The sequence below is a fragment of the Acetomicrobium sp. S15 = DSM 107314 genome (genome assembly GCF_016125955.1).
GTDB lineage: Bacteria > Synergistota > Synergistia > Synergistales > Thermosynergistaceae > Thermosynergistes > Thermosynergistes pyruvativorans.
In genome coordinates, this window is the sequence record NZ_JADEVE010000289.1 from 38,806 (window position 1) to 64,877 (window position 26,072).

The window sequence follows — 26,072 nt, forward strand, 5'->3', positions numbered from 1 at the left end:
ATAGTGGATGAATTTTCAAGAGATCATATTCCGCCTGGAACGTTTTTGGGCGGGGCGCGGGTGCGTGATTCAGCAGCCTTACGACATAGAAGTAGGGGCTGGGACGCTCAACCCGGCGACGACGCTTCGCGCGTTGGGTCCAGAGCCGTGGAGGGTGGCTTATGTGGAGCCATCTCGCAGGCCTGCCGACGGCCGTTATGGCGAAAATCCCAACAGACTGCAACATTACTATCAATACCAGGTGCTGATAAAACCGGCTCCCAGCGATATTCAGGACATCTATCTCGAAAGCTTAGAGGCCTTGAATATAGACCCCGCCGATCACGACATCAGATTCGTCGAAGACGACTGGGAGGCGCCGACTATAGGGGCTTGGGGCCTGGGGTGGGAGGTCTGGGTCGATGGCATGGAAGTTACCCAGTTTACCTACTTCCAGCAGGTAGGCGGCATAGACATGAATCCGGTTCCTGCCGAGATCACCTATGGGCTTGAGAGGATCGCCATGTTCGTCCAGAAGGCCGAAAGCGTGTTCGATCTCGCATGGGTCGGCGATATAACCTATGGCGACATCCACCATAGGGGAGAGGTTGAGCATTCGCGCTACAATTTCGACGAGGCGGACACGGACATGCTCTTTCAGCTCTTTTTGATATACGAAACCGAGGCTCGTCGCCTGGCCGATAAAGGGTTACCGCTGCCCGCGTACGATTACGTCCTCAAGTGCTCGCACACTTTTAACCTCTTGGAAGCTCGCAAAGCCATCAGCGTGACCGAGCGCACTGGTTATATCTCCCGCATCCGAGCCATAGCCGGCCTTTGCTGTTCCGCTTACCTGCGCCAGAGGGAGGAGATCGGCTATCCGTTGACGAGCAAGTTCTCCGCCGTCGAAAGGGGAGGCGCCGAAGCATGAAAGCCTGTGATCTGGTCTTTGAGATCGGAACCGAAGAAATGCCGGCTTCGTATGTGGTTTGGGCTTTAGGGGAGGTGAAGCGCCTGGCCGAAGAGGAGTTTAAGGCCTCTCGCATTACCTTTTCATCGATGGAATCTTACGGCACGCCGCGCCGCTTGGCCCTTATCGTCAAGGATGTGCCCGAGAGGCAGGAAAACCTCTACGAGGAACACCGCGGCCCTGCATGGAATCAGGCCTACGATGCGAACGGTAACCCCACGAAGGCCGCCTACGGTTTCGCCAGAGGGAAAGGGGTGCCCTTAGAGAGCCTCAGGGTTAAGGATTACAACGGCACTCAATATGTCGTTTCAGTGATAGAAAGGGAAGGGCGCCCCACAACTGAAGTCCTGCCCGAGGTCATGGTGCGCATCACGAAGGGGCTCGTATTTCCGAAGAACATGTATTGGGACGACCCGGCGCTGCGCTTCGCTCGCCCTATAAGATGGATCCTCTGTCTGTGGGGTGAAAGCGTGATCCCCTTTGAGATTGGGAGATCCTCGAGCGGCCGGGTCACTCGGGGGCATCGCTTTATGGGGGCCAAGGGCATAGAGATCCGCACCGCCGACGAATATATGGACAAGCTTTACGACAACTATGTGATCGTAGACCATAACAAGCGCAGGGAAAAACTCTTAAGCGGAATATCCGCCATAGGGAAAGAGCTCGCTGCGACGGTGGATGCCCAACCGCGCTTGGTAGAGGAAAACTGTTTCCTCGTAGAATATCCGGTCCCCTTTTATGGTTCCTTCGATAAATCCTTCCTCGAGCTGCCCGAAGAGGTCCTCACGACCGTGATGGTCCACCACCAGCGCTATATGCCTGTTAGAGGAAGCGATGGCAAGCTCAAACCTTATTTCGTCGGCATAAGCAACAACAGGGCTACAGAGATGGGTGTGGTGGTCGATGGCAACGAGAGGGTCCTCCGCGCCAGGTTTGCCGACGCCGCGTTCTTCTGGGAAAAAGACCTGGAAAGGCCTCTCTCAGGTCGCGTAGTGGATTTGAAGCATATAGTCTATCAAGAGCAATTGGGCTCGCTTTACGACAAGACGCTTCGCATTCGCGAGCTTTCGATTTGGCTTTGCGAGGCCTTGGGTAAGGACGAAGTCAAGGAGCTCGTGGAGAGAGCTGCGTATCTCTCCAAAGCGGATCTGGTCACGCAGATGGTCTATGAATTTCCCGAGCTCCGGGGAGTGATGGGAAGGGAGTATGCACGCAGGAATGGGGAGCCCGATGCTGTTGTAAAAGCGCTCTATGAGCAATACCTCCCAGCCTATGCCGGAGATAGGCTGCCATCAGATGTCGTGGGCGCCATAGTCGGAATCGCCGACAGGATAGACTCCATAGTCTCGTGCTTCAAGGTCGGCCTCGTGCCCACCGGGTCGCAAGATCCTTATGGTCTTCGCCGCGCCGCCCGCTGCGTGACGGAGGTCATCTGGGGACTCGCTCTCGATGTGGATCTGAAAGAAGCGGTACGCCAAGCCGGCACGCTCGTCGAAGCGAGCGACGAAGTGATAGAAGTGGTATACGATTTCTTGCGCCAGAGGCTTTATGTGCAGATGAGGGAGCGTCGCGACGACCACTCATCGGTAGCGCTTGCCGTATCAATTGCGTGGCATCGTCCGCTGCAGGCGCTGTTGCTCTTGGAGCGGCTCTTCGCCTTAAAGGACGAAGAATGGTTCGAAGAGCTCGTCACATCTGCAGTGCGCGTGCGCAACATTTTGACCAAAGCCTCATCTTTCTCTGCGAAGTTGGAGGAGGGAGATTTGAAATTAGAGGCGGAGAGAGAACTTTACGAAGCGGTGAAAGAAATTAGCCCTCTGGTGAACGATTGCCTAAAGAGATGCGACTGGGAAGGGTTGATGAAGCTTTTGAGCAGACTTTCCCCGGTGATCTCGCGCTTTTTCGACGAGGTTTTCGTGATGTCAGAGGACGCCCGGGAGAGGCAAAGCCGACTTTCGCTGTTATCTTTGTGCAACGACCTCTTCCGCACCCTGGGCGACTTGGGAAGCCTTAGGGGGAGCAAGGAAGCTGCGACCAGAGGGCAGGAGAGCGAATAATTTTAAGTGAGTTTGGGAGGTGTAATTGTATGGAAGTGAAAGAGAGAACAGGCGTAAAGTATATCTACGAGTTCAGCGAGGGCAGCGCCAAAATGCGGGACCTTTTGGGCGGCAAGGGTGCCAACTTGGCGGAGATGTGGCGAATAGGCCTTCCTGTCCCGCCTGGCTTCATAATCACCACCGAGGGATGCCGGGAATACCAGAGAGAGGGCTCCAAGTGGCTGGACTCCATATGGCCTGATGTCGTCGAAGCCATGCGGAGGCTTGAGAAGGCGACAGGGAAGACTTTTGGCGGTGGCGATAATCCCCTCCTCGTTTCGGTCAGGTCCGGTGCGCCTGTATCCATGCCAGGGATGATGGACACCATACTGAACCTCGGCTTAAACGACGAGACCGTCAAAGCCTTGGCAATAGCCTCCGGGGATGAGCGGTTTGCCTACGACAGCTACAGGCGCTTCATTCAGATGTTTTCAAACGTCGTCCTGGGCATTTCTTCAGAGAGATTTGAGTCCATCTTGTCTGATGCCAAAAAGAAACTTTCTCTCCAATATGACAATCAAATACCCGCTTCTGCTTGGAAGGATATCATCTCTGCGTTTAAGGAGGTCGTCAAGGAAGAGACCGGCAATCCCTTCCCAATGGATCCGTGGGTTCAACTGAAACAAGCCATAGAGGCCGTTTTTAAGAGTTGGAATACAAAGCGCGCCATAACCTATCGCCGGATCAATAACATATCCGACGACCTGGGCACGGCCGTCAACGTGGTCACTATGGTCTTCGGCAACCTTGGCGACGACTGCGGCACGGGTGTGTGTTTTACCAGGGATCCGTCGACAGGCGAAAAGGGGCTGTATGGGGAGTTTCTCACCAATGCTCAAGGGGAAGACGTGGTCGCGGGCATCAGGACGCCGCAGCCCATATCCGACCTCAAGAAAGTCATGCCCGAGATCTACGACGAACTCCTGAAAGTGGCCGATCTCTTGGAGAGGCACTATAAAGATATGCAAGACATAGAGTTCACCGTCGAGAAGGGCAAACTCTACATACTCCAGACCAGGAACGGCAAGCGCACGGCTAAGGCTTCCGTCAAGATTGCAGCCGATATGGCTGAGGAAGGGTTGATCGACGAAAGGACTGCCGTGTCGAGGGTTACGCCATATCAGGTGGAACAACTCCTCCACCCGCAGGTCGATCAAGACGCCGACTTGAAGGAGCTCGCCAAAGGTCTTCCCGCTTCGCCCGGAGCGGCGGTGGGAAAGGTGGTTTTTGAGGCCGACGAGGCCGAAGAGCTCGGCGAAGCTGGAGAGGCTGTCATATTAGTGCGACCGGAGACGACGCCCGATGACATACATGGGCTTTACAGGGCCCAAGGGATCCTGACGAGTCGCGGCGGCATGACCAGCCATGCGGCTGTGGTGGCGAGGGGCATGGGCAAACCGTGCGTTGCGGGGTGCGAGTCCATCGTCATAGACTTGGAGAAGGAGCAATTTGTCGCAGGCGATGTGGTGGTCAAAAAAGGGGACGTCATCACCATAGACGGCACCAGGGGGTTGGTCTTTTTGGGCCATGCACCGTTGGTTCAGCCGTCCTTCGACGAGGACTTTAAAAAACTTTTGGATATGGCCGACAAGTGCGCGAAGCTCGAGGTTTGGGCCAACGCCGACACGCCGGAAGATGCGCGCCGGGCCAGAGAGTTCGGCGCCAAAGGGATAGGCCTATGCCGCACGGAGCATATGTTCATGCAGCCGGAACGCCTGCCCATCATGCAGGAGATGGTTGTAGCTCGCACGAGGGAGGAGCGAGTGAAGGCCCTGGACAAGCTCGAGGTTATGCAGAAAGAGGACTTCGTGGGCATCTTTGAGGCCATGGATGGGCTTCCCGTTACGATAAGACTTCTCGATCCCCCCCTTCATGAGTTCTTACCCAAGAAAGCTGACCTCCTGTCGAGGCTTGAGGAACTTAAGAAAGAAGGCAAAGGAGATTCCGAAGAGGCCCGAGAGATACTGTCCGTCTTGGCGAGGGTGGATGCGCTCCACGAAGCGAACCCGATGCTCGGCTTCAGGGGTTGCCGCCTCGGCATAGTCTATCCAGAAATCTACGAGATGCAGGTGAGGGCTATATTTGAGGCGGCCTGCGACGTGATCGAAAAAGGCAAGGTGGTCAAGGCTAAGGTCATGATGCCCCTCGTCGGTACGGAGGAGGAGATGAGGCGGCTTAAAGAGCTCACCGACAAAGTCGCCGATGAGATCATGAAGAAGAGGAAGAAGGAGTTTTCCTATGAGGTCGGGAGCATGGTGGAGGTGCCGAGGGCTGCAGTCGCGTCAGACGAGGTTGCCAAACATGCCGAATTCTTCAGCTTTGGCACGAACGATCTCACTCAGACCACCTTCGGCTATTCCCGCGATGACGCGGAGGGCAAATTCCTGGCCGAATACATACGCCTCGGCGTTTTGCCCGATAACCCATTCCATACGCTCGATCGTAAAGGCGTCGGCAGGCTTATGGCGATAGCGGTGGAAGAGGCCAAGAAGGTGCGGGAGGACATAGAACTGGGGATATGCGGGGAACACGGTGGCGACCCGATGAGCATAGCCTTCTGCCACAGTATAGGGCTCGACTACGTGAGCTGCTCTCCGTTCCGCGTCCCTGTGGCGCGCCTTTCGGCTGCCCACGCGGCCTTGAACCTACTGAAGTAGGGAGAAGGGCTACTTTTAGAGCATACGTTGCAGGCGTGGGGTTGATGACCCATGCCTGCAATGTTTAGGTGGTAAAGATGACCTTGAGGGAGAGATGGGAGAACTTAGAAAATGACATCCTGGCACCCTACGCCGCCAGGAGCGCGTGCAGCAGGGGAAGGGTTAGAGAAGAAGAGCCCTGTCCGATCCGAACGTGTTTCCAGAGAGACAGGGATAGGATCCTTCACAGCAAGGCCTTCAGACGCCTTAAGCACAAGACCCAAGTACTCCTCTTGCCAGAGGGAGATCACTACAGAACTCGCCTCACGCACACGCTCGAGGTGGCTCAAATCGCCCGCACCATCGCTCGGGCCTTGCGCCTGAACGAAGACCTCACTGAGGCCATAGCCTTGGGGCATGACCTCGGGCATACCCCTTTCGGCCATATGGGTGAGGAGGTGCTGAACGAACTCGCCCTGAGAGAGGGGCTCGATGGATTTAGCCACGCGCGACAAAGCCTACGGGTGGTCGATATTTTAGAGAGGGATGGCAAGGGGCTTAACCTCACTCGGGAGGTGCGCGAGGGAATATCGCAGCATTCTAAGGGGCAAGTGGACGTGAGGCATGGTTTTAGATTGAGTGCACCTTCGACCTATGAGGCTTGGGTAGTGCGCCTCTCGGACTCCGTAGCGTATCTGAATCACGACCTCGACGATGCTCTGAGGGCCAACATCGTTTCGCTGAGCGACGTGCCGAGGATCGTGATAGAAAAAATGGGCGATTCCCACAGCAAGCGCATAGGCAATCTCGTAATGGACATAGTAGCTTCGAGCGGCGAAGGCGGCATAACGATGAGCGACTCCATGTTAGAGACCGCCGAGATCTTGAGGGATTTCCTATTCAAGCGCGTGTATTCGGCCGAACAGGCACGGAAGGAGGAGCCAAAAGTCAGACACCTCCTCTCCACGCTCTTCGACTTCCTACTCAAGGAAGCCACAGACCTTCGCTCCGCCGGTGATGATCCGCCGGCAAGGCAGGTGCTGGACTTCATTTCCGGCATGACGGATCGCTATGCCGTGGCCTACTTCCAACGTCTAACTGTGCCATCGCCTTGGCCGTTTGACATGGGTGACTTTCCCAAGCTGCCTTAATTCACGAGGCCATATTCTTTCAAGAGCTCCTGAAATCGGCGCTCTACCTCATCAGGCGGGCTTGGGTCTTTTTTATAGGGTTTTTCCGCAGGCGATGGCGGCGCAGCGCCTTTGGAAATTTGCGGCAGGCTTTCGGCAGATGGAGCGACTATCGAAGGTGCGCTGAGTTCTGGCGCTGCTTGGCCGCTGGCCATATAAGTGTAATCCTGAGGCGCGAGCAAGAGTCTTGGGGCATTCGGATCTTCGGCGATGCCCGCGAAGGCCATCCCGCCGTGGTGGGGACACGTATTCAGAGGAGCGGAGCCGATTTGCAGAATGAGCGTTCCGCGAGGGCAGTTGGGCGCTGCGAGGAAGCCGCTATACCTGCACACCGTCACCTCTTCCACATCATATTCGGGCTTTATCGTGAAACTTTTGGGCAGATTTAGATCCTTCGCGGCAGCGCTGACGAACTCCTTCCATACGGGAGCCGCGATCCTTCCTCCTGTGGCCTTGTCGCCGAGGGGTTTGTGATCGTCGTGACCTGCATATACCACCGCTACTAATCCAGGCACGCCGCCGACAAACCATGCATCGTTCCATTCGTTCGTCGTTCCTGTCTTCCCAAAGGTTTCGTATCCCTCTATCCTCGCTGGCCTCCCCGTGCCGTAGAGGACTACGTCTTTGAGGGCGGAGAGCATGGTCATGCTGACGATCGGGTCAAGGGACGGCTCGAGCACGGGACCGTTTGACTCCAAAATGACTCCTTCTCTGTCGCGTATCTCCTTTATGGCGAAAGGTTTTACGCGATAGCCTCCGTTGGCAAAGCATGCGTAAGCCGTCGCCAGCTCCATGGGCGTAAGGCTGCCGGACCCAAGCGCTATGGATAGATCATAAGGGAGGTAGGGACTCGTTATGCCGACTCTTCGAGCCAGATTCTTAACTTTGTCCAAACCCACAATTTCGGCTACACGGATGGCGGCGACGTTGTATGAGTGGATCAACGCCTCCAGCGCTGTAACCTCCCCGTGAAATTTGTCGTCGTAATTTGTGGGTGCCCATCCATTTTCGTAGACCAGCGGGGCGTCCAAGAGGTGGTCGACAAAACGGATGCCCGATTCAAGCGCCGCCGCGTATATGATGGGCTTGAAGGCTGAGCCGGGCTGGCGATATGCTTGGATCGCGCGGTTGAATTTGCTCTTTTCGAAGTTTTTGCCGCCCGCCATGGTCAATATCTCGCCAGTGGCTGGGTCAAGAGCCACTATGGCACCTTCGCTCGGAAGCTTTTGGATGACCTCATCTGCCTTTTGTTGGAGAGCGAGGTCGAGAGTGGTGTACACCCTAAGTCCCCCTTGATAGACCCTCTCGCCTCCGTATCGCGGCAGGAGGTGGCCGAAGAGGATATACGAAACGAAATATGGTGCTTTATTGTTGCTCAGCGTTGGCGCCTTTTTTGACGCAAAGGTGAGCTTTTGTGCCAACGCCTCGCTTCCTTCCTTTGCCGATATCCACTCTAACTCTACGAGCCTTCTCAACACGTAGGCTTGCCTGGTCTTGGCTTCCTCTGGATGGCGAAGGGGGGTAAAGCGCTCCGGCGCCGCGATTAGGCCGGCCAGCATGGCAGATTCGGCGAGAGAGAGTTCAGACGGTTTCTTGCCATAGTATTGTTGCGAAGCTGCGAATACACCGTAGGCACCGTGGCCGAAGTAGATCGTATTCAGATACATTTCGAGTATTTGGTCTTTCGAGAATATCCTCTCCATGCGAAGCGCGAGGATTGTCTCTTTAATCTTCCTGTCGAGCGTCCTGTCGAGCGTCAAAAAGAGGTTGCGGGCCAATTGTTGCGTGATCGTGCTGCCCCCCTGAATCGCCTCTCTGCGGCTGAAGTTGACCCAAAGCGCCCTGATGATTCCGGAAATGTCGACGCCGTGGTGCTTGTAAAAGCTGCTGTCTTCGGCTGCCATGGTCGCCTTTATCATCCACGGAGAAATCTCTTCTAAGCGAACCCAAGTGCGGTTTTCCCTGAAGAGCCTGGCTATCTCACGACCGTTGCGGTCGTATACCACCGTGGAGAGGTTTGGCTCGTAGGATATCATCTCGTCAAAGGTCGGCAAGTCACGACCGTATTTAAAGAGAAAATAAGTGACTGACGCTGCACCGACTGCCGCTAAAAAGAGCACCGCCAGCAGCACAAACGTAAATATCTTTCGCATCCAACCTCGATGTTTTTTGGCGTCTGTCTTAGCCATTAAAAACCCTCCATAGCGTTTTTCCTGTAAAATCATTATAACATGTGGTCCCAGGCGCCGCGCCATCTTCTTGTGACTTAGGCTGCGACGAGGCAGAGGAGCGCAAGGCAAGTGCCCTTGCAGCTCAAGCTTCATGCCGAAGATAAAGTTGCCCGCGAGGCGCACCTGTTCGCACGGGATAAACCGACAGGGACGCTATACTCTGTCAGCTAATCCAGCGCAGGTTACGGAGGTGCGGCTAAAACACTTAAATAGCCTTTAGTATTTTACAAAATCATCAATACATGCTACTATCATCATTCGCCAATAGCCAGGTTTAAAGTTTGAGGCTAAATTCTGTATAATAGACAAAATCAAAAAAGCAAAAGTCTGACTCCAAAAGTAACCATCAAAGCCAGTATTTATACTGTTCCAAAAACGAGTCATATCGATACGATAAAACGCAAGATAGGTTTTACAAACGAACGGAAAGAGGTGATGAGCCTATGAAAGGGGCGAAGAAGGTAGGGTTAATATTGTTGTTGGCGCTCTTTACGACGAGCGTTTCCTTTTCTGCGGCCGATGCCAAGACTCCAGAACAAAGAATTACATTAGCAACGCAGCTTCTTCAGGATATGAAAGGACAAAGCGACGTCGAAGGCCTGACAGATTATTTGAAGGATTGCGTGGGCGTTGCGATTTTCCCGAATGTCACGAAGGCGGGTTTCGTCTTCGGGGCGGAGTACGGAGAGGGATTGTTGCTTCGCCGAGCCCCAAATTCGACCAAATGGTACGGGCCCTCTTTTTTAAGCATCGGCGGGGTCTCTCTGGGCCTCCAAATAGGTGTGCAATCGACTGCGCTGGTATTGGTGATAATGGATGAAGCAGGGTTGGAAGCGCTCAAGAAAGAGCACGTTAATTTGGGAGCCGACGTCTCTATAGCAGCAGGGCCGGCCGGGCGCAGAGCAGGTGTGGCCACGAGTTCTATCTACAGTTATTCTATGGCAAAAGGTGTTTTTGCTGGGGTTTCCTTGGGTGGTGGAACAGTGGATACCGATGAAAACGCCAATATAGCTTACTGGGGCAAGAAGTATACCCCCGAAGAGATATTGCAGAAACGCGCGACGAGTGACAAGGTAAAGCCCTTAATTAATGAGTTAAATTCTCTTATAGCCATGGCAAAATCGAATAGCGAGAAAAAATAAAGACTCCCAAGAAACGGATCACGAGAAATAAGTCAAAAGAGAGGCTCCTCTATCGCTTAAGGCCAGCATTCCCTAATGCGAAGCATCGAACGGAATAAAGATGTGCAAGTAAGGACAAACCTCGAATGGCGTGTAGGGGCCTCTCTCAAAATGTTTTCATAATGGCGCCACCTATGACCTTACAGGTATTACAACGCCACAATAAGGCCAAAAAGCGCCACTTATTTGGCTTTGAGAAGCCATCATTGTGTCGCTCCCTATGTTTTATGGATGATTTTACCAGCAGCGCCTCTGACTCAGACCGTGCGAAAGGGAAAGCTTGAGAAGTGGCTTTAATACCATTGATGTCTATCGGATGGGCTATTTTTCTATCCACCTCTCTAACTTCCCCATATCCAACTCCACCCCTATGCCGGGCTCTGAAGGCGGGGTTATGACGCCATTTACGGGCTTGGGTATTGGGGTGGTGAAAATATCCATAAGAGGGTGGTTTACCTCCATAAACTCGAACATGAAAAAGCCGGGCGCAGCCGCTGCAAAGTGCATAGTAGCTACGATGTTTAAGGCCGAGCACATCCCCGTGTGGGGAGCGAGGTAAACGTTACTTGCATGCGCCAAGGCTGCAACTCGCATGCCCTCAGTAAAGCCACCCACTCGCCCCAAGTCGGGCTGAGCGTACGATATGGCTCCAGTAGCAAGCAGGTCCCTAAACCCATAGGTCGTGAACTCGCCCTCTCCTGACGCCAAGGGTATGGGTTGCCCTGCCCTCACAGCCTCGTACCCTTTGAGGTCATAGGGAGGGACTGGCTCCTCGAGCCACTCTATCTCGTACTTCTCAAGGCGCCGCCCTAACCTTACGGCGGTGCCGGCATCGTAGGCGCTATTGCAATCGACCATGAGCTTGACCGAGTCGCCCACGGCCGATCTAATCGCCTTGACGGCCTCTTCGTCGCGGTCGATGTCAGCTCCTATCTTTATCTTCATGGTTCTATATCCTGACTCCATGAAGCGCTCCGCCTGTGAAGCCATCTCGGCCACGTCCCCCATGAAGATCGAGGAGGCGTAGGCTGGCAGCACTCTCCTGCCGTAACCGTGCAAAGCCTTAAACGTGGGCATGCCGGTGGCCTTCCCGATGATGTCCCAAACGGCTACGTCTATCCCGCTCATGGCTTCCAATACGACTCCCTTAGTATGGCCCCTCGTGCGCATAGCGGAGAACATCTCCCACCAAATTGAGCCCGCATCCATGGGATCCATCCCTATAATCCTGGGGGCCAACATATCCTCTACTATGGAGGCTGTGGCCCTCGGCGCAGACCTTACGAGGCATTCCCCTATGCCTACCAGGCCTTCGTCAGCGGTGACCCTCACGATCGTAGCTCTCACCTCTGTAAAGACCGTCGTAGCGATGCGCACCGGCTCATCTATCATTGCTGTCACGGGCAGAGCTTCCACCTTAGTTATCCTCATCAAGGCTCTCCTTTCTTGTTTTTGGTTCTATTATACTAATAATATGACGTCCATTTAACCCATCTAATAGAACAAAGAGAAGACATGGCTACGAGGATGCTGGCCATACACAGATGGGCATACTTTAATTTTTATATGAGGCAACGAATCCGTTTCGCTTTGATTTTAAGTGAGGCAACTCGGGGGGTTGACAAGTTGGAAAATGTCATGTAAAGTTCACTCAAGCGGAAGGAACCTGAACAAGAGTACATAACGTAAATGGCGATGAAGCGAGATGCCCGAAGGGGCGACGCGTTTACAGAGAGGGTCGTTCACCGGCTGAGAGGCGACCTAAATGCGCTGGAGGGCTCAAAGCTCGCGGAGCTGGCGCCGAAAGGGTTTATTTCCTGGAGTAAGCGCTCGGTTCGGATCCCCGTTATAGGATCCAGAGAGGGGCGTGAAAGCGCCCAAGTTGGGTGGTACCACGGGCTGTTATGGCAGCTCGTCCCTGTGGGGACGGGCTGCCAATTTTTTTAATGAAGAGGTGACTAAAGATGAAGGTTACCTGTGTAGTATGCGAGGCCGAGATCACACTACCATCGGGGGCTGTGGTGGGGGAGCTTTTGGTTTGTCCGGATTGCGGCACGGAACTCGAGCTGATTTCACTGGATCCTCCCACCGTTGAAGAAGCTCCTCAGGTGGAGGAAGATTGGGGGGAGTGAAAATGCCACGGATACGCATTTTTTACACGCGCCTTCGCAAGGAGGAGAAGCTCCTCGCAGAGGCTGCCGAGAGGGAGGGCATTCCTTATTCCTTGGAGGATGCCAGAGAAATGCATTTCGGCGCCACGACGGGTTTGTCTGACGACGTCATACTGTGTCGTTGCATAAGCCACAGCCAGAATGTAGCCTTGGCGCACTTCTTTGAGGGGATGGGACACAGGGCCGTAAATCCGGCGTCTGTCATGGAAAAGTGCGGTGATAAACTGGCCACCAGCATGGCCTTGGAAAGGGCGGGAATACCACAGCCGGCCTTTCGCTTTGCCCTCTCGCCCGAGGCAGCGTTATCGGCTGCAGAGGAGTTGGGATATCCCGTAGTTTTTAAGCCTCTGACCGGGAGCTGGGGAAGGCTTTTGGCGAAGGCGAACGACAAAGATGCCGCTGAAGCCATCATAGAGCACAAGTTCAATATGGGCCCATTGCATCAAGTTTTTTACGTTCAAGAGTATATCGAAAAGCACGGCTACGACGTTAGGGCTTTTATAGTGGGCGGTGAACCCATAGCAGCTATCCGCCGGCTGAGCGACCATTGGATAACGAACACCGCTCGTGGTGCCAAGGCCGTGGCAGAACCGGTAGAGGGCGAACTGGAGCATATATTGCGCAGGGTTCACGCAGCCATCGGCGGCGATATTTTGGCGGTGGATGTCTTCCCGACCGATGACCGTGGGTGGCTGATCAACGAAGTAAACGACGGTGCTGAATTTAGGAACTCAATCGAGCCGACCGGCGTCGATATCCCCGGCGAGATCATGCACTTTTGTTGGAAGCTTTGTTGCGGCCTTTCCGGCGAATTGGCGCTTGCGAGGGGGTAATCTTTGGTGGCTAAAAAGGCGCTCACATTGCCGTTAAAACAGAAAAGATGCCCCGAGGACAAACCGAAGGGGAGGATTGACATTTTCGCTGCGGGCTAAACATAGCGATAACGACTCAAGTCTTCATCCATAAAAGCTATTTTTAGCCCGCAGGGTAAAACCCCTTGCGGGCTAAGCCATTTATAGAGGAGGTATAGCCTTGCCACGTGTAGCGGTGTGGGGTGGGGCCGGCATGACAGGGGGAGAGCTGCTTCGTCTGTTGGCCCGCCACCCATCTTTAGAACTTGCGGTAACTGTGTCGCGGAGTCAAGCCGGAAAACCGATTTGGCATCAGCATCCCATTCTGCGACCCGACTATCCGGATATGACCTTTTCCAACCCTGAGGATGCGCTCAAGGAAGAGGTAGATCTGGCGTTTCTCGCCTTACCTCATGGCACATCTTGTCCCATCATCGAGGGGTATCGCAAAGCGAACGTGCCGGTAGTTGATCTTTCGGCGGACGTGCGCCTCAGGGATGAAGGTATTTACAGACGATGGTATGGCCGTGCTCACCCCAGCCCCGAGCTTCTGAAAGAAGCGGTCTATGGCCTGCCGGAGCTGCACAGGGAAGAGCTCAAAGGTGCAACACTTGCCAGCGGCGTCGGGTGCAACGCCACCTGTGCTATATTAGGGCTATTTCCCCTGGCCAGGGAGGGCCAGATAGAGCGCCTTCACTTGGAGGTGCGCGTAGGTTCTTCCGAGGGAGGGGCCAGCCCGACGCAGGGGAGCCATCACCCTTATCGCAGCAGGGCGATGCGCGTGATAGATCCCTTTCGCCACAGACACCTCGCCGAGATACTCCAGGAGCTTAAACTCCCCGAGGAATCCGTGGCGATGACGACTACCGCGGTGGAGATGGTGAGGGGCGTTCAGATGATGGCGTACGTGACGCTTAAAGATAAGGTTTCCGAAGCCGAGCTGTGGAAGCTCTACAGGAAGGCGTTTCGCAACGAACCGTTCCTGCATCTGTGCCCGGCACAGCCTGCCCACCTGAGGTTTCCGGACCCGCGCTATGTGTTGGGGAGCAATAGGGCGCTCGTGGGGTTTGCCCTCCACGATGATGGCCGCAGGCTCTTGGTTACGAGTGCTATAGACAATTTGATGAAGGGAGCCTCGGGCACAGCGCTCCAGGCTGCCAACGTCATGCTGGGCCTCCCAGAAGAAGCCGGGCTTGAGATGATGCCGGTTTTCCCAGCGTGAGTGCTGAAGGGGTGATATGAAAGTGATCGGAGTTGTAAAGATCGGAGGAGCCATCGGGAACGCTCTGGAACCCTTGATGGAGGAACTCGCAAGTCGGACTACGACAGAGCATTGGGTCCTCGTCCACGGAGCGAGCGGAGTAACCGACGAGCTGTGCCGCGTCTGCAATGTGGAGCCCAGATACGTCACCAGCCCGAGCGGATATAGAAGCCGCTATGTTGGAGAGGTGGAGCGCGCTATCTTCGAAGCCGCTTCTTATTCCTTTTCCGCCCACTGCGCCACGCTGCTTGCCATGAAGGGCACGCCTGCCGTGCCGCTGCGCCCAGATGTGGCCGGCACGGCTTTTGCCAAGCGAAAGGAAAGCTTGCGCGTCGTTTCCGAGGGGCGGCAGATGATCCTGCGCGGGAATTACAGCGGCACCGTCACGCGTGTGGATCCCAAGCTCATATTGAAACTTTTGGGAAAGGGTTGCATCCCAATCTTGCCCCCTTTGGCGATGGACGAAGCAGGAGAATTTTCCTTAGATGTGGATGGTGACCGCCTCGGCGCGGCTGTGGCCGGTGCCCTCGGTTCTCAGGTGCTGGTCATCTTGAGCAACGTGCCGGGATTGTTGCGCGACCCTTCAGACCCTGATTCTCTCATCGCCGAGGCGACGTTGGACGATTGGGATGATCTCGAATCTTGTGCTGAGGGCAACATGAAGCGAAAACTTTTGGCCTGCAAGGAAGCCCTCGACGCTGGGGTCCCCCGCGTTATACTTGCAGACAGCAGACTTTCAAGGCCGCTCTCTGCGGCCCTATCGGGAGGAGGCACACATATATGGCGTACGCGGCCGTCTATGACGCAAACGGGTTGATGGTAAACGGGGGAGATGGAGCTGAGCTTTTAGGCGAAGATGGCAGGCGTTATATCGACTTCTCTTGTGGTCATGGGGCAGCCATCTTCGGACATGCCCATCTCAGACTCGTGGAGGCCCTCGAAGAAGCGTCCAGGAGGCCGTGGACGATAGGGTCAAGGCTCAGGGAACCCCATAGAGAAGCGCTCTTAGAGAAACTCGGCAGCTTGTTGGAAGGCGGCAAGGCCTTTTTGTGCAACAGCGGCGCCGAGTCTATAGAGGCTGCCCTCAAGCTTGTAACTGTCGTTAGGCCGGATCGCAAGAAGATTTTGGCCCTTCGCAGGAGTTTTCACGGGAGAACGCTCGGGGCGCTATCGCTTACCTTCAACCCTCGTTATCGTAATCCCTGGCAGCGCCTGCTCGTGCCCGTTGAACACGTATCCATGGAGGAAGCGGCTGGGGCCATAGACGAAAATACTGCGGCTGTCTTCGTAGAGCCCGTGCAGGGCGAGGGCGGCGTCCACGTGATGCCTAAAGATGTGGGTTCGGCCATAACGAGCGCCTGCAGGGAATACGGTGCGATCTTGGTGGTTGACGAGATCCAGACAGGCTGGGGCAGGTGCGGGGAGATCCTCGCGAGCCCGCTTGTGGGGCTTGAGCCCGATATCGTGTGTCTCGCCAAGGGCATGGCAGGCGGCCTTCCTATAGGCGCAACCGTATGGAAAGGGTCTTTGGGGGATTTCCCCACGATGGGACACGGCAGCACGTACGGGGGCAACCCCTTGGTCTCCTCTGTGGCTCTCGCATCTTGGGAGATCCTTCACGAAGAGGGCTTTTTGGAGGGAGTCATGGAGCGCGCCGAGAGATTTCGTGCGTCGCTTTTGCGGATAAAGTCGCCTCGAGTCAAGGAAGTGCGCGGCATAGGGCTTATGTATGGGGTTGAGCTTTCTTCGATCAAGGCCACGCCGGTTCTGCAAATCTTGCAGGACGAGGGGGTCGTCGCCCTTCCGGCCGGACCGACTGTCGTGCGTTTCCTGCCTCCGTTGGTGGCTCAAGACCACCACTTCGACCGCGTCGCTTCCGCCCTCGCCGAGGCTTTGGAGGAATGCACCGATGAGTGAGTCTGTGCGCTGCAGCGCGGGAATCAAAGCGCTTGCTGACACCGAGACCATCTTTTTGGCGCGTCTGGTCTCGGTGCGCAGCGAAAGCGGGAACGAAGGACCTGCTTGCCGGCTTTTGGCGTCGATGTTGCCGGACTTAGGGTGGGAGCGCGTGGAGATCGACGACGCCGGCAGCGTCGTGGCCACGAGGGGGAGCGGAGAGAAAGAGCTCCTCCTGCTGGGGCACATAGATACGGTGCCAGGTGGGCCGGAGGTGCGCCTCGATGGAGATATCCTTTGGGGCAGAGGCAGCGTCGATGCGAAGGGCCCGCTTTGCACCTTCGCCGTGGCCGGAGGGAGCGTTGATGTCCCTCGAGAGTGGAGGATAACGCTCGTGGCAGCGGTAGGCGAAGAGGCGAACTCTATCGGAACGCGCACGCGCCTCCCTCTGCACAAGCCGAATGCGTGCATAATCGGAGAGCCATCGGGGACCGACGGCGTAACCATAGCGTATCGTGGTAGCCTGTGGCTCAAGCTCCATGCCGAAGATGGGGGCGCCCATTTGAGCGGCGACGGGGGGCCACTCACGGCCACGCTTAGAGCCGCCGCCAAGATATTGGATGAAGTAGAGGCCTTGGACGATCCTCAAAAGCCGATCATAGAGCGGCATAGCGGTGCCGTCGCCGCCATGGGCGGGCGCGACGAGGGAGAAAGGGAGGCCTCGATCCTTTTAAACCTGCGCATCCCTCTGGGTGTTCGACCGGAGGATATGGTCGAACTTGCCTCGCAAGCGGCTCGCGCCCGTGGCGTGACGCTTGAGGTGGTAGAGGCCACACCGCCGCACGCTGAATCTAAAGACAACGTCGTCGTGCGGGCCCTGCGGACGGCCATCCGAATGAAAGGATGCAAGCCGCGCCTCTTGGCCAAGGGCGGCACGGCCGATTTCAATCTGGCCGCTCAATGGGGATGTCCCATGGCCGCCTACGGCCCTGGCGACAGTCATTTGGATCACACCAGCGAGGAGCGCATTTCTTTGAGCGATTACACAAAAGCTATAGATATATTGCAAGAGGCGCTGCGCCTCATAATGACACAATGACACATGGCGACGATAAACTTCGAGCAGTTTGAAGCTGTTGAGATGCGGGTTGGGTGCATTTTGAGGGCCGAGCGCAACGAAAAGGCACGCAAGCCTGCCTATAAGTTGTGGATAGACTTTGGCGAGGAAATCGGCCTAAAACAGAGCAGCGCCCAGATTGTAGACCTCTACGCCCCAGAGGAGTTAGCTGGGCGCCTCGTGGTGGCCGTGACGAATTTCCCTCCGAAAATGGTGGCAGGATGGGTTAGTGAGGTCCTGGTCTTGGGCGTCCCTGATGACGAAGGAAGGGTTTGCCTCCTCAGCGTGGATGATTCGCCCCCTTTAGGAGCCCGCGTGTTTTAAGGAGGAGTTGCGTTTTTATTTTTTATACTCTCACTTCCACTTCCACATCCACTCTCACTCTCACTTTCACATTCACTTTCACATTCACATTCACCCACCCTCACTTTCTTACGTCTTTTGCGAAGACGTAGGCGAAAATGCCGAGGTGTTTTCTGCAATGGGGGATAAAATTGTAGAAAGACCATTGACTAAGTGACGGGGGTAAAGAAGATAAAATGAGACGCTCGGTATTGCTCTCTTTTGCGCTCGCGGTGTCGCTCGTCTCACAGTGTTTCGCTCAAGGAGACATAGCTCAAGGAGAAGTCTTAACCCTCCAGAAGTGCCTTCAGATAGCCCTGGCACGCCATCCTGATGTGTTGGCAGCCGGCAGGCGTGTCGAATCGGAGATAGCCCGCACCGGGCAAATAGCGGCGGCAGACCGCATTAACGTGGACGCCTCGGCGAGCTATGCCAGGCGCTCTCCTGCGTCTGCTGTTGATCGAACCTACGACGACTATACTGCGAGTGTGGCACTCTCGCAAAAGATCTCCGATTCCGGAAGGAATGCTGCTCAACTTCGCGTTCAGAGCGAGATGACGACCGCCTCTCGAAGCAACTTTATGGGCGTGGCCGAGCAGGTCGCTTACGGCGTTAGAGAGGCATATTTCGGCGTGTTGGCCGCCAAAAGGAATGTAGAGGTCGCCAGTGAGGTGGTCAAGCAGTTCGAAGAACATCTCCTCCAGGCTCAGGGTTTCTATGAAGCAGGTGTGGCACCGCGCTTTGACGTGACGAAAGCGCAGGTGGATCTTAGCAATGCGAAGCTTGAGCTCATAAGGACGGAATCCGCACTGGAACTGGCATGGCGAACGCTTGACAACGCGATGGGCATGCCCCGCGCTCCCAATTACGACATAGAAGAAGCGCTGACTTTTGAGCCCCACGAGATCTCCGTGAACGAGGCAGCCTCCCGCGCTTATTCCCACAGGCCGGACCTCAAGGCCATGGAAGCTCAGAGGCGCGCCGCCGAAGAGTCGGTTACATTTGCAGCCAAGGGAGATGCTGCAGTTTTGTCGCTCTTCGCCGCCTACAGTTTTCAAGGGGAGAACTTTCCGTTGGAAGAGGGGTGGAATACGGGGCTTTCCATCTCCATCCCTGTCGTCGACGGCAGGCTCGTCCAAAACCAGGTAAAGGAAGCTCAGGCGAACCTGCAAGCTGCCATGGCCGACGAGGAATCGCTTCGCCAGAAAGTGCTACTGGAGGTGCAAGACGCCTACCTAAGCTTGGTGGAGTCGAGAGAGCGCATAGCCGTGGCCGAGCTGGGGGTGAAGCAGGCTATGGAAAACTTGGAGTTAGCCATGGGGCGCTATGCCGCGGGCGTAGGGAGCCCTATCGAGGTGACGGACGCTACCGTTAGCTATCGCGACGCCCAGAACAACCATGTCCAGGCGCTATACGATTACAACATAGCCCATGCAGCGCTTTTGAAAGCGATGGGGGAAGGTGCGTTATCGTTATGAAGAAGAGGTGGGTTTTTGTCGTTGTGGCAGCCGTGATAGCCATCTTCGTCGCAAGCAGGGCCTTTCGTGGCGACGGCGAAAATGTGGTTTACCGGACCGAACCGGCAACCAGGGGAGAAATTGTAGCATCCGTGTCGGCCACGGGGACGCTTTCTGCCGTGACGACGGTGGAGGTCGGCACTCAGGTTTCGGGCACGATAAAAGAGATCTACGTGGACTACAACTCGCAAGTTGAGAAAGGGCAGTTGATCGCGCTCATAAACCCTGAGACCTTCGAGGCTCAGGTGGAACAGGCTAAGGCAAACCTCGCGCTTGCCCAAGCCGGTGTGCTCAAGGCCAAAGCGACGCTGGATGACGCTAAGAGAAATCTGGAGCGCATGAAGCAGCTTGCCAACCGAAATCTCATCGCGCAGAGCGAGCTTGACGCGGCGCAGACCCAGTATGCCTTGGCCGAAGCAGGCCTCTCCGAGGCTCAGGCCCAAGTGGCCCAGGCTCAGGCAGCGCTCAAGAAAGCGCAAGTAGACCTGAAAAATACCAGGATCTATTCGCCTGTCAACGGCGTGGTCATCTCCAAGAGCGTGGACGTAGGCCAAACCGTGGCGGCCAGCTTTCAAACCCCTACCCTGTTTACGATTGCGGAGGACTTGACGAAGATGCAGATTGAAACCAGCGTGGACGAGGCCGACATAGGCCGTGTTTCCGTGGGCCAGGAAGTGGTCTTTACAGTCGATGCATATCCGAGCATTACCTTTTCCGGTAGCGTCTATCAGGTGCGGATAGAGCCTATCAAAGTGGAAAACGTCATCACCTATACCACGGTAGTATCCGTCGAAAACCCTGAGCTAAAACTCAAGCCTGGCATGACCGCGAACGTGACGATCATAACCGATAGGCGCCCTCAGGCACTCAGGGTTCCAAGTGCCGCCCTGCGCTTCCGTCCGTCCGATCATCCGTTGGCCGGTAAGATAAGCGGAGAGGCTGTTTGGATCGTGAAGGACGGCGGCATCCATCCCATAGCGATCGAAAGCGGCATCTCGGATGGTCGTTACGTGGAGGTCGCTTCCGGCGAAGTGAAAGAGGGAGATTTGGTTGTGGTCGAGGAGGGGCGTTCGACCAAAAGTTCGACCTCGCGCGGCAGGAGGTTTCCGTTTTAAGATGGCCCTGATCGAGGCAGAAGGGGTTCGTAAGGTTTACCGTATGGACGGGGTGACCGTGGAGGCCCTTAAGGGGGTGAGCTTCGGCATAAACAAGGGGGAGTTCGTAGCGATCATGGGGCCCTCTGGCTCCGGCAAGTCCACGCTTATGCACATTTTAGGCTGCCTCGACGTGCCGACGAGCGGGCGCTATCTGCTCGATGGTGTAGATGTAGGGTCTTTATCTCGAGATGGGCTGGCTGGGATTAGAAATCGCAAGATAGGCTTTGTCTTTCAGGGCTTCAACCTTCTCCAGCGCATGTCTGCGCTGGAGAACGTGGAACTCCCCATGCTCTACGGCGGTGTGCCTTCGAAAGAGCGTGCAGAAAAGGCGCTTGCGGCCTTGAAGACGGTCGGCCTGGAAGAGAGGAAGGACCACCGGCCCAATCAGCTCTCCGGTGGACAGCAGCAAAGGGTAGCTATCGCGAGGGCGCTTGTGAACGATCCGCCCCTAATTTTGGCAGACGAGCCTACGGGCAACCTCGACACCAAAACCAGCGTAGAAGTGATGGAATTGTTGGTCTCGCTGAACGAAGAGCATGACAAGACGATCGTCCTCGTCACGCATGAACCCGACATCGCCTCTTTCAGCAAACGCATCATCCGCGTCTTAGACGGCTCCATTTCATCGGATGAGGCGGTGATAAAACATGATGGGATTGCTTGAGACGGCAAAAATTTCCTTGAGGTCGCTGTGGGCCAACAAGATGCGCTCTGGGCTTGCCATCCTGGGTGTAATCATCGGCGTTGGCGCCGTCATAGCCATGATCGCAGTTGGGCGCGGCGCCAGCCTGCAGATAGAGAGCCACATCTCCAGCATGGGGAGTAACATCCTCATAATCGTGCCTGGGACCACCACCTCCGGCGGAGTGCGCATGGGAGCAGGCACACAGCAATCCCTTTCCCTCGATGACGCCATTGCGATCGAGAAAGAGTGTTCTGCCGTATCGCATGTCTCACCCGAGCTATCCGGCGTGGCTCAAGTGGTCTACGGCAATCGGAACTGGTCGACAGGCGTGATAGGCACGACGGAGGGGATGATGGACGTGCACAACTGGAGCGTCTCTTCGGGCAGATTTTTGACAGACCAAGATGTGCGCAGCAGCACGAAAGTGGCCGTCATAGGCGAAACGGTGGCCTATGAACTCTTCGGCAACGCGAATCCGGTCGGAGAGATCATAAGGATAAAGAAGGTGCCATTTCAGGTGGTAGGAGTTCTGGCTCCTAAAGGTCAGTCCGCCTTCGGTTCTGATCAGGATGACGTGATATTCGTTCCTGTCACGACGGCGCAGAAGCGCCTCTTCGGCACGCCATTTCCGAGGATGGTGCGGCGGATCAGCGTGAAGGCTCGCGATGCCGAAAGCATATACCTCGCCCAAGAGCAGATAACGGCGCTGCTGAGGCAGAGGCACCGCATAGGGCCAAATCAGGATGACGATTTCACAGTCAGAAACCTCACCCAGGCGATGGAGGCGGCACAACAATCCACTCAGGCCATGACGCTCCTTTTGGGAGCAATAGCTTCGGTTTCCCTGTTGGTGGGCGGCATAGGTATAATGAACATAATGTTGGTTTCAGTCACAGAGCGCACGAGGGAAATAGGCATACGCATGGCCGTGGGCGCAAGGCCGCGCGACATAAGGCTCCAATTCCTCATAGAGGCGTTTTTGCTCTCTGTCATTGGCGGAATAGCGGGAATCGCTTTGGGAACGTTTCTTTCGCAAATGCTGGTGCTCCTTTTTAACTGGAGCACGTCAATTTCCCCCTCCTCGATACTGCTGGCCTTTGGTTTTTCCGGCTTTGTTGGCGTATTCTTCGGCTTTTACCCAGCTTACAAAGCCTCCCTCATGGACCCCATCGAGGCCTTACGTTACGAATGACGCGCTCCTTTCGCTCTTAGGAACTTGGTATGGACGCTTTGTTTTTTAAAGCGCTCTCTGTATATTCTTAAAAACGAAAAAGGGGAGACTAACAGTCTCCCCACGCCATCTTTTCTTGCACTTAGCCCAGCGGAGGGGTGCTATAGGGCGGTTTACGACAAAAGGTTCGCTGCTCAAAAGCGTAAGCAATGGAGATCAGTGCCCCTTCGCTCCACGGACGGCCAAGGATCTCCAAACCGATCGGAACTCCTTCAGGGGCCGTTTTTGTGGGGTGGGAAAAGCCGCCAGGCAAAGTGATTGCTGGAAATCCGGTGACTGATCCAAGAACTCCATTGCGTTCCACTTGCGGTTCCCCAACGGGGACGACAAGTCTTTTTTGGTGCGGGTAAACAAAGGCATCAAGCTTTAAATCTGCCATAAGCTTCATTATCTGAGTGCGGAGGGTTAGTCGTTTGAGCATCCTTGTTTTGTAGGCATCGCTGTTTCTGCCCAAAATTGCAGCGGCTTTCATGTTCTCTACAATGCTCGGATGTATCTCCCCTGAGTCGATTAATTCAGATATCGTGTGGTATTTGACTTTCTCTCCGCAGCTTCGCAGATAGAATTCGAGGTCGTCTTTTAAGGTATGAAGATGGACGCTCACTTCAGATGTGAGGTAGTTTGTGTCAATTGGCTCATCCACATCCACGAGCACCGCACCACCGTCTTTCATTGCGTTGAGGCTCCGCTTTACGGCGAAGTTCACCTCTTCGTGTTCTGGTTTATCGCCAAAGAGGCTCCACAACACGCCAATACGCTTTCCTTGTAGGCCGTCAGGGCATAGGAAGTTGGTATATGTAGGAGGGATATTCCCTACCGCCCAGGCTGTTTCGGGGTCAGCCGGGTCATATCCAGCGATTACATCAAGAACGCGCACCGCATCTTCAACGGTTCGGCAAATAGGACCGGCTGTGTCCTGGTCGAGCGAATAGGGGCAGATACCATCTCGACTTACAAGGCCAATGGTGGGGCGAATGCCGACACAGCTGCATGCAGAGGCAGGAGACCTGATGGAATTAATGGTGTCCGTTCCGATGCCTACAGCAGCGAAGTTGGCCGCCATGCCCGCACCGGTGCCACCACTTGATCCTCCAGGAGTTCTGGTGAGGTCGTAGGGGTTGAGCACCTGTCCGAGAACAGAGCTTACACTCTCTCCCCATATGGCAAATTCGTGCATGTTGGCCTTGGCTAAAATAATGGCTCCAGCCGTTTTAAGCCTTTTTACGATGAATGCATCGTCATCAGGCAAGTAGTTTTTAAGGGCAAGAGAACCGCTGGTGGTCACCATGTCGCCAGTTTCTACGTTGTCCTTTAAAAGAACTGGAATGCCATGGAGGGGTCCAATTGGCCCATGTTTGCGAAAGGCTGAGTCGATCTCCTCTGCTTCCTTCAGCGCCTTAGGATTAATTAGGATAACGGCGTTCAATGAGGGACCCTTTTTATCGTAGGCTTCGATACGGCGGAGATATTCTTCAACGATACTCCTGCATGAAGTGCGTCCTTCTTTCATCGCCTCGTGGATCTTTTGTATAGTGGTTTCTTCGATTCGAAAATCTATTCCAGACAATCATTTCACATCCTTTCGTTGCAAAATGCCGATATCTCAGTATTGCTACGCATTGAGGAAAAGAAGAGGAAGGGCAAAAACCAAAAAGCTTAAGATCATAATAGCTGTTGAATAACCAATAACGTCTCTAGCCTTTAGCCCTGTTATTCCAAGAAGAGCAATAGCCCAGAAGGGTTGAACCATATTTGTCCAGGTGTTGCCATAGGCTACTGCGAGGGCAGACTTAATATAACTTGCACCCATCATTTCGGCCGATTTCATGGCGATGGGGCCTTGAACAGCCCATTGGCCACCGCCGCTAGGCACAAAGAGATTAACTATAGATGCGGTAATAAATGTCCATAGATAGAATGTATTTATAGTGCTAATCGAAACGAGGGCTGCGGATAGGACATCTACTAACCCAGAATAACGCACCATACCCATAATACCCGCATAGAGAGGGAATTGAAAAATTATGCCGCTAACCCCTGGAGTGGCGTCTTTTACCGCCTGAACATAGTCTGCCATTGTGCCGTGAAGGGCAATTCCAGCGAAGAAAAAGATGGTATTCACTATGTTCAGGTCGAGGCTAAATCCCTTCGTAGCGAAGTGGTAAACGATATAGGTAAAGCCGAGTAGGGCTAGAATATAGGCTATCGCTTTACTGTTGTTCATCTTATCACCGATGGTGACCACTGAACGAGTTTTGCTAACTATATCATCTGCCTTGTCCAAGTAGGCAGCCACGTCAGGTTCGAGAGGTTTAATTTCACCGTCCTTGGGGTGAATCATCCATGCGAAGAGGGGCGGGAAAACCAGTATTGCGATGGTTACTACAATGTTCATAGGATTAACCATGTAGTCCCAGATTGGGATGACGCCAATCTGTTTTTCTAGGAAATGCCCTGGTGTTGCAATGAGAAGACCTATGGAGGCCGACATGCCACCGTGCCATGTCATTTGTCCCAGATAGGCTGCCGCGCCAATGAGGCCGTATTCAAAGGGTACATTCCGCCTCCTCAGAGATCTACCCACCTCACGTGCCAAAAGCGCGCCGAGTACAAGACTTAAACCCCAGTGGACTATTGAAACTGCTACCGAAATCAGGGCGACGAAATAGACCGCTTGTTTACTGTTCTTAGGGACAGAGGCAAGATGTGAAATCCATTTCTTTATGGCAGGAGCGTTTGCTACTGTTGACGCGGTGATGACCATTAGGGCCATCTGCATGCTAAAAGATAGAAGCTCCCAAAAACCTTTATACCAGTTGAGGACCATGTCCATTGGGCCGCTCTTCGTAAGGGCGATTCCAAGCCCAAAAGCAATAAATGTCAAAAGAACTGCAAAAATACTGGGATCAGGAATATACTTAAAAGATAACGCTGCCATTGACTGACCCAATTTCCTGAACATCTTTACTCTCCTCCTCAATATCTTCGATTTGGAAATAAATGGGTCTCAAAAGTGCTCCTTTAGACAACAGCTAAACAAAATAAATAGCAGAATCTCTTTGCCTCATTTCTTTGCCTCCTTTCCATATTGGTTTATTTTCTATCCAAGTTTAGTTCCTGAAATACACAGATGCGATGACGCCCCATGCTGGTCAGTCCAAGGCGTATCCCTTGATCTCATTCTAGGTTCAGAAGCCCAACAGGACCAGGGGCTTCGCTCGTATAACCGATCTTAGGCACTATATACTTAGTAGCAGCCCACTGAGATGTGTATTCTTTCTCATGTTCAAATAACATCCGAACCGCCCATTCCTTTACCTCTGGCAAGTATCTGAATTGTACTTTCGCAACTTCATTCTCTCAAGAATTTTACTCTCCGTCAATCCCGGGGCGGTTCAACAAGCTGCTCAAAATACCATTCCGTTGGAAGGGCTATCCCGATAGATTGATGGCAGTCGTGTAGGGGCCAAATAACGCTCACTGTTGACGTGGACAATTGGCCAGGCTTGAGGCGCGTATCCGGCGGAGAGTTGGCCGAATCTATCAGGAAACATGCAGAAG

At 54.5% G+C, this 26,072-nt stretch carries 22 protein-coding genes; 17 read left to right on the forward strand and 5 right to left on the reverse strand.

Annotated elements, in window-relative coordinates; genetic code table 11:
• Positions 1-7: 7 nt before the first annotated feature.
• From glyQ to EZM41_RS08540, 4 genes are all read left to right on the forward strand, one after another.
• Positions 8-910 (forward strand): glycine--tRNA ligase subunit alpha, encoded by a 903-nt coding sequence (gene glyQ, locus EZM41_RS08525; RefSeq protein WP_198470688.1) that lies wholly within the window; start codon positions 8-10, stop codon positions 908-910.
• On the forward strand, positions 907-3,006 hold the full coding sequence (gene glyS, locus EZM41_RS08530; RefSeq protein WP_198470689.1) for a glycine--tRNA ligase subunit beta: 2,100 nt from the start codon (positions 907-909) through the stop codon (positions 3,004-3,006). The genes glyQ and glyS overlap by 4 nt, the downstream gene beginning before the upstream one ends.
• Before the next feature lie 29 nt (positions 3,007-3,035).
• Positions 3,036-5,702, forward strand: coding sequence for a pyruvate, phosphate dikinase (gene ppdK, locus EZM41_RS08535; protein WP_198470690.1), 2,667 nt, complete (start codon positions 3,036-3,038; stop codon positions 5,700-5,702).
• Positions 5,703-5,779: 77 nt separating this feature from the next.
• Entirely contained in the window at positions 5,780-6,832 is a 1,053-nt protein-coding gene (locus EZM41_RS08540) for a deoxyguanosinetriphosphate triphosphohydrolase (protein ID WP_198470691.1), read from the forward strand.
• Here the strand turns inward: EZM41_RS08540 and EZM41_RS08545 are convergent.
• Positions 6,829-9,060: a transglycosylase domain-containing protein gene (locus tag EZM41_RS08545; RefSeq protein WP_198470692.1), complete on the reverse strand. Its 2,232-nt coding sequence runs from the start codon at positions 9,058-9,060 to the stop codon at positions 6,829-6,831. The genes EZM41_RS08540 and EZM41_RS08545 overlap by 4 nt on opposite strands.
• A 485-nt stretch (positions 9,061-9,545) precedes the next feature.
• On the opposite strand from EZM41_RS08545, the gene EZM41_RS08550 reads away from it, so the two are divergent.
• Positions 9,546-10,244 carry a lipid-binding SYLF domain-containing protein gene (locus EZM41_RS08550; protein WP_198470693.1) on the forward strand — a complete coding sequence of 233 codons (699 nt, stop codon included), beginning with the start codon at positions 9,546-9,548 and terminating at the stop codon, positions 10,242-10,244.
• A gap of 360 nt (positions 10,245-10,604) precedes the next feature.
• On the opposite strand, the gene EZM41_RS08555 is transcribed toward EZM41_RS08550, so the two are convergent.
• Positions 10,605-11,714, reverse strand: coding sequence for a mandelate racemase/muconate lactonizing enzyme family protein (locus EZM41_RS08555; RefSeq protein WP_198470694.1), 1,110 nt, complete (start codon positions 11,712-11,714; stop codon positions 10,605-10,607).
• A gap of 258 nt (positions 11,715-11,972) precedes the next feature.
• Between EZM41_RS08555 and EZM41_RS08560 the strand changes: the two genes are divergently transcribed.
• The 12 genes from EZM41_RS08560 (at position 11,973) to EZM41_RS08615 (ending at position 22,472) form a co-directional block, all read left to right on the forward strand.
• Positions 11,973-12,230: a hypothetical protein gene (locus tag EZM41_RS08560; protein WP_198470695.1), complete on the forward strand. Its 258-nt coding sequence runs from the start codon at positions 11,973-11,975 to the stop codon at positions 12,228-12,230.
• Between the two features lie 17 nt (positions 12,231-12,247).
• Positions 12,248-12,415: a lysine biosynthesis protein LysW gene (lysW, locus tag EZM41_RS08565; protein ID WP_198470696.1), complete on the forward strand. Its 168-nt coding sequence runs from the start codon at positions 12,248-12,250 to the stop codon at positions 12,413-12,415.
• A gap of 2 nt (positions 12,416-12,417) precedes the next feature.
• Positions 12,418-13,287 carry a lysine biosynthesis protein LysX gene (gene lysX / locus EZM41_RS08570; protein ID WP_198470697.1) on the forward strand — a complete coding sequence of 290 codons (870 nt, stop codon included), beginning with the start codon at positions 12,418-12,420 and terminating at the stop codon, positions 13,285-13,287.
• Between the two features lie 199 nt (positions 13,288-13,486).
• Positions 13,487-14,527: an N-acetyl-gamma-glutamyl-phosphate reductase gene (gene argC / locus EZM41_RS08575; RefSeq protein ID WP_198470698.1), complete on the forward strand. Its 1,041-nt coding sequence runs from the start codon at positions 13,487-13,489 to the stop codon at positions 14,525-14,527.
• 16 nt (positions 14,528-14,543) lie between these two features.
• Positions 14,544-15,383 (forward strand): [LysW]-aminoadipate kinase, encoded by an 840-nt coding sequence (locus EZM41_RS08580; RefSeq protein WP_198470699.1) that lies wholly within the window; start codon positions 14,544-14,546, stop codon positions 15,381-15,383.
• A complete protein-coding gene (locus tag EZM41_RS08585) occupies positions 15,347-16,483 on the forward strand; it encodes an aspartate aminotransferase family protein (protein ID WP_198470700.1) in 1,137 nt (378 codons plus the stop codon). The genes EZM41_RS08580 and EZM41_RS08585 overlap by 37 nt, the downstream gene beginning before the upstream one ends.
• Positions 16,476-17,561: a M20/M25/M40 family metallo-hydrolase gene (locus EZM41_RS08590; RefSeq protein ID WP_198470701.1), complete on the forward strand. Its 1,086-nt coding sequence runs from the start codon at positions 16,476-16,478 to the stop codon at positions 17,559-17,561. Before EZM41_RS08585 ends, EZM41_RS08590 begins: the two co-directional genes overlap by 8 nt.
• 3 nt (positions 17,562-17,564) lie before the next feature.
• Positions 17,565-17,903, forward strand: coding sequence for a tRNA-binding protein (locus EZM41_RS08595; protein WP_198470702.1), 339 nt, complete (start codon positions 17,565-17,567; stop codon positions 17,901-17,903).
• Positions 17,904-18,118: 215 nt separating this feature from the next.
• Positions 18,119-19,399, forward strand: coding sequence for a TolC family protein (locus EZM41_RS08600; RefSeq protein ID WP_198470703.1), 1,281 nt, complete (start codon positions 18,119-18,121; stop codon positions 19,397-19,399).
• Complete coding sequence (locus EZM41_RS08605; protein WP_198470704.1) at positions 19,396-20,553, forward strand: efflux RND transporter periplasmic adaptor subunit; 1,158 nt, start codon at positions 19,396-19,398, stop codon at positions 20,551-20,553. The genes EZM41_RS08600 and EZM41_RS08605 overlap by 4 nt, the downstream gene beginning before the upstream one ends.
• Before the next feature lies 1 nt (position 20,554).
• A complete protein-coding gene (locus EZM41_RS08610) occupies positions 20,555-21,259 on the forward strand; it encodes an ABC transporter ATP-binding protein (protein ID WP_198470705.1) in 705 nt (234 codons plus the stop codon).
• A complete protein-coding gene (locus EZM41_RS08615) occupies positions 21,243-22,472 on the forward strand; it encodes an ABC transporter permease (protein ID WP_198470706.1) in 1,230 nt (409 codons plus the stop codon). The genes EZM41_RS08610 and EZM41_RS08615 overlap by 17 nt, the downstream gene beginning before the upstream one ends.
• A gap of 121 nt (positions 22,473-22,593) precedes the next feature.
• Here EZM41_RS08615 and EZM41_RS08620 read toward each other — a convergent pair whose 3' ends face one another.
• The 3 genes from EZM41_RS08620 to EZM41_RS13815 form a co-directional block, all read right to left on the reverse strand.
• Positions 22,594-24,078: an amidase family protein gene (locus EZM41_RS08620; RefSeq protein WP_232619226.1), complete on the reverse strand. Its 1,485-nt coding sequence runs from the start codon at positions 24,076-24,078 to the stop codon at positions 22,594-22,596.
• A gap of 45 nt (positions 24,079-24,123) precedes the next feature.
• On the reverse strand, positions 24,124-25,473 hold the full coding sequence (locus tag EZM41_RS08625; protein WP_198470707.1) for a short-chain fatty acid transporter: 1,350 nt from the start codon (positions 25,471-25,473) through the stop codon (positions 24,124-24,126).
• 417 nt (positions 25,474-25,890) lie between these two features.
• Positions 25,891-26,072: hypothetical protein (locus tag EZM41_RS13815; protein ID WP_232619227.1), on the reverse strand; the 182-nt coding region annotated here is incomplete at its 5' end.

Bases quoted from the DNA above. Each gene is read 5' to 3' on its own strand.
- glyQ (WP_198470688.1), top strand. From the start codon at position 8: ATGAATTTTCAAGAGATCATATTCCGCCTGGAACGTTTTTGGGCGGGG.
- EZM41_RS08585 (WP_198470700.1), top strand. From the start codon at position 15,347: ATGGCGTACGCGGCCGTCTATGACGCAAACGGGTTGATGGTAAACGGG.
- EZM41_RS08625 (WP_198470707.1), bottom strand. From the start codon at position 25,473: ATGTTCAGGAAATTGGGTCAGTCAATGGCAGCGTTATCTTTTAAGTAT.
- EZM41_RS08595 (WP_198470702.1), top strand. From the start codon at position 17,565: ATGGCGACGATAAACTTCGAGCAGTTTGAAGCTGTTGAGATGCGGGTT.
- glyS (WP_198470689.1), top strand. From the start codon at position 907: ATGAAAGCCTGTGATCTGGTCTTTGAGATCGGAACCGAAGAAATGCCG.
- lysX (WP_198470697.1), top strand. From the start codon at position 12,418: ATGCCACGGATACGCATTTTTTACACGCGCCTTCGCAAGGAGGAGAAG.
- EZM41_RS08580 (WP_198470699.1), top strand. From the start codon at position 14,544: ATGAAAGTGATCGGAGTTGTAAAGATCGGAGGAGCCATCGGGAACGCT.
- lysW (WP_198470696.1), top strand. From the start codon at position 12,248: ATGAAGGTTACCTGTGTAGTATGCGAGGCCGAGATCACACTACCATCG.
- EZM41_RS08555 (WP_198470694.1), bottom strand. From the start codon at position 11,714: ATGAGGATAACTAAGGTGGAAGCTCTGCCCGTGACAGCAATGATAGAT.
- EZM41_RS08605 (WP_198470704.1), top strand. From the start codon at position 19,396: ATGAAGAAGAGGTGGGTTTTTGTCGTTGTGGCAGCCGTGATAGCCATC.
- EZM41_RS08560 (WP_198470695.1), top strand. From the start codon at position 11,973: ATGGCGATGAAGCGAGATGCCCGAAGGGGCGACGCGTTTACAGAGAGG.
- EZM41_RS08550 (WP_198470693.1), top strand. From the start codon at position 9,546: ATGAAAGGGGCGAAGAAGGTAGGGTTAATATTGTTGTTGGCGCTCTTT.
- EZM41_RS08600 (WP_198470703.1), top strand. From the start codon at position 18,119: ATGAGACGCTCGGTATTGCTCTCTTTTGCGCTCGCGGTGTCGCTCGTC.
- ppdK (WP_198470690.1), top strand. From the start codon at position 3,036: ATGGAAGTGAAAGAGAGAACAGGCGTAAAGTATATCTACGAGTTCAGC.
- EZM41_RS08590 (WP_198470701.1), top strand. From the start codon at position 16,476: ATGAGTGAGTCTGTGCGCTGCAGCGCGGGAATCAAAGCGCTTGCTGAC.
- EZM41_RS08545 (WP_198470692.1), bottom strand. From the start codon at position 9,060: ATGGCTAAGACAGACGCCAAAAAACATCGAGGTTGGATGCGAAAGATA.
- EZM41_RS08615 (WP_198470706.1), top strand. From the start codon at position 21,243: ATGATGGGATTGCTTGAGACGGCAAAAATTTCCTTGAGGTCGCTGTGG.
- EZM41_RS08610 (WP_198470705.1), top strand. From the start codon at position 20,555: ATGGCCCTGATCGAGGCAGAAGGGGTTCGTAAGGTTTACCGTATGGAC.
- EZM41_RS08540 (WP_198470691.1), top strand. From the start codon at position 5,780: ATGACCTTGAGGGAGAGATGGGAGAACTTAGAAAATGACATCCTGGCA.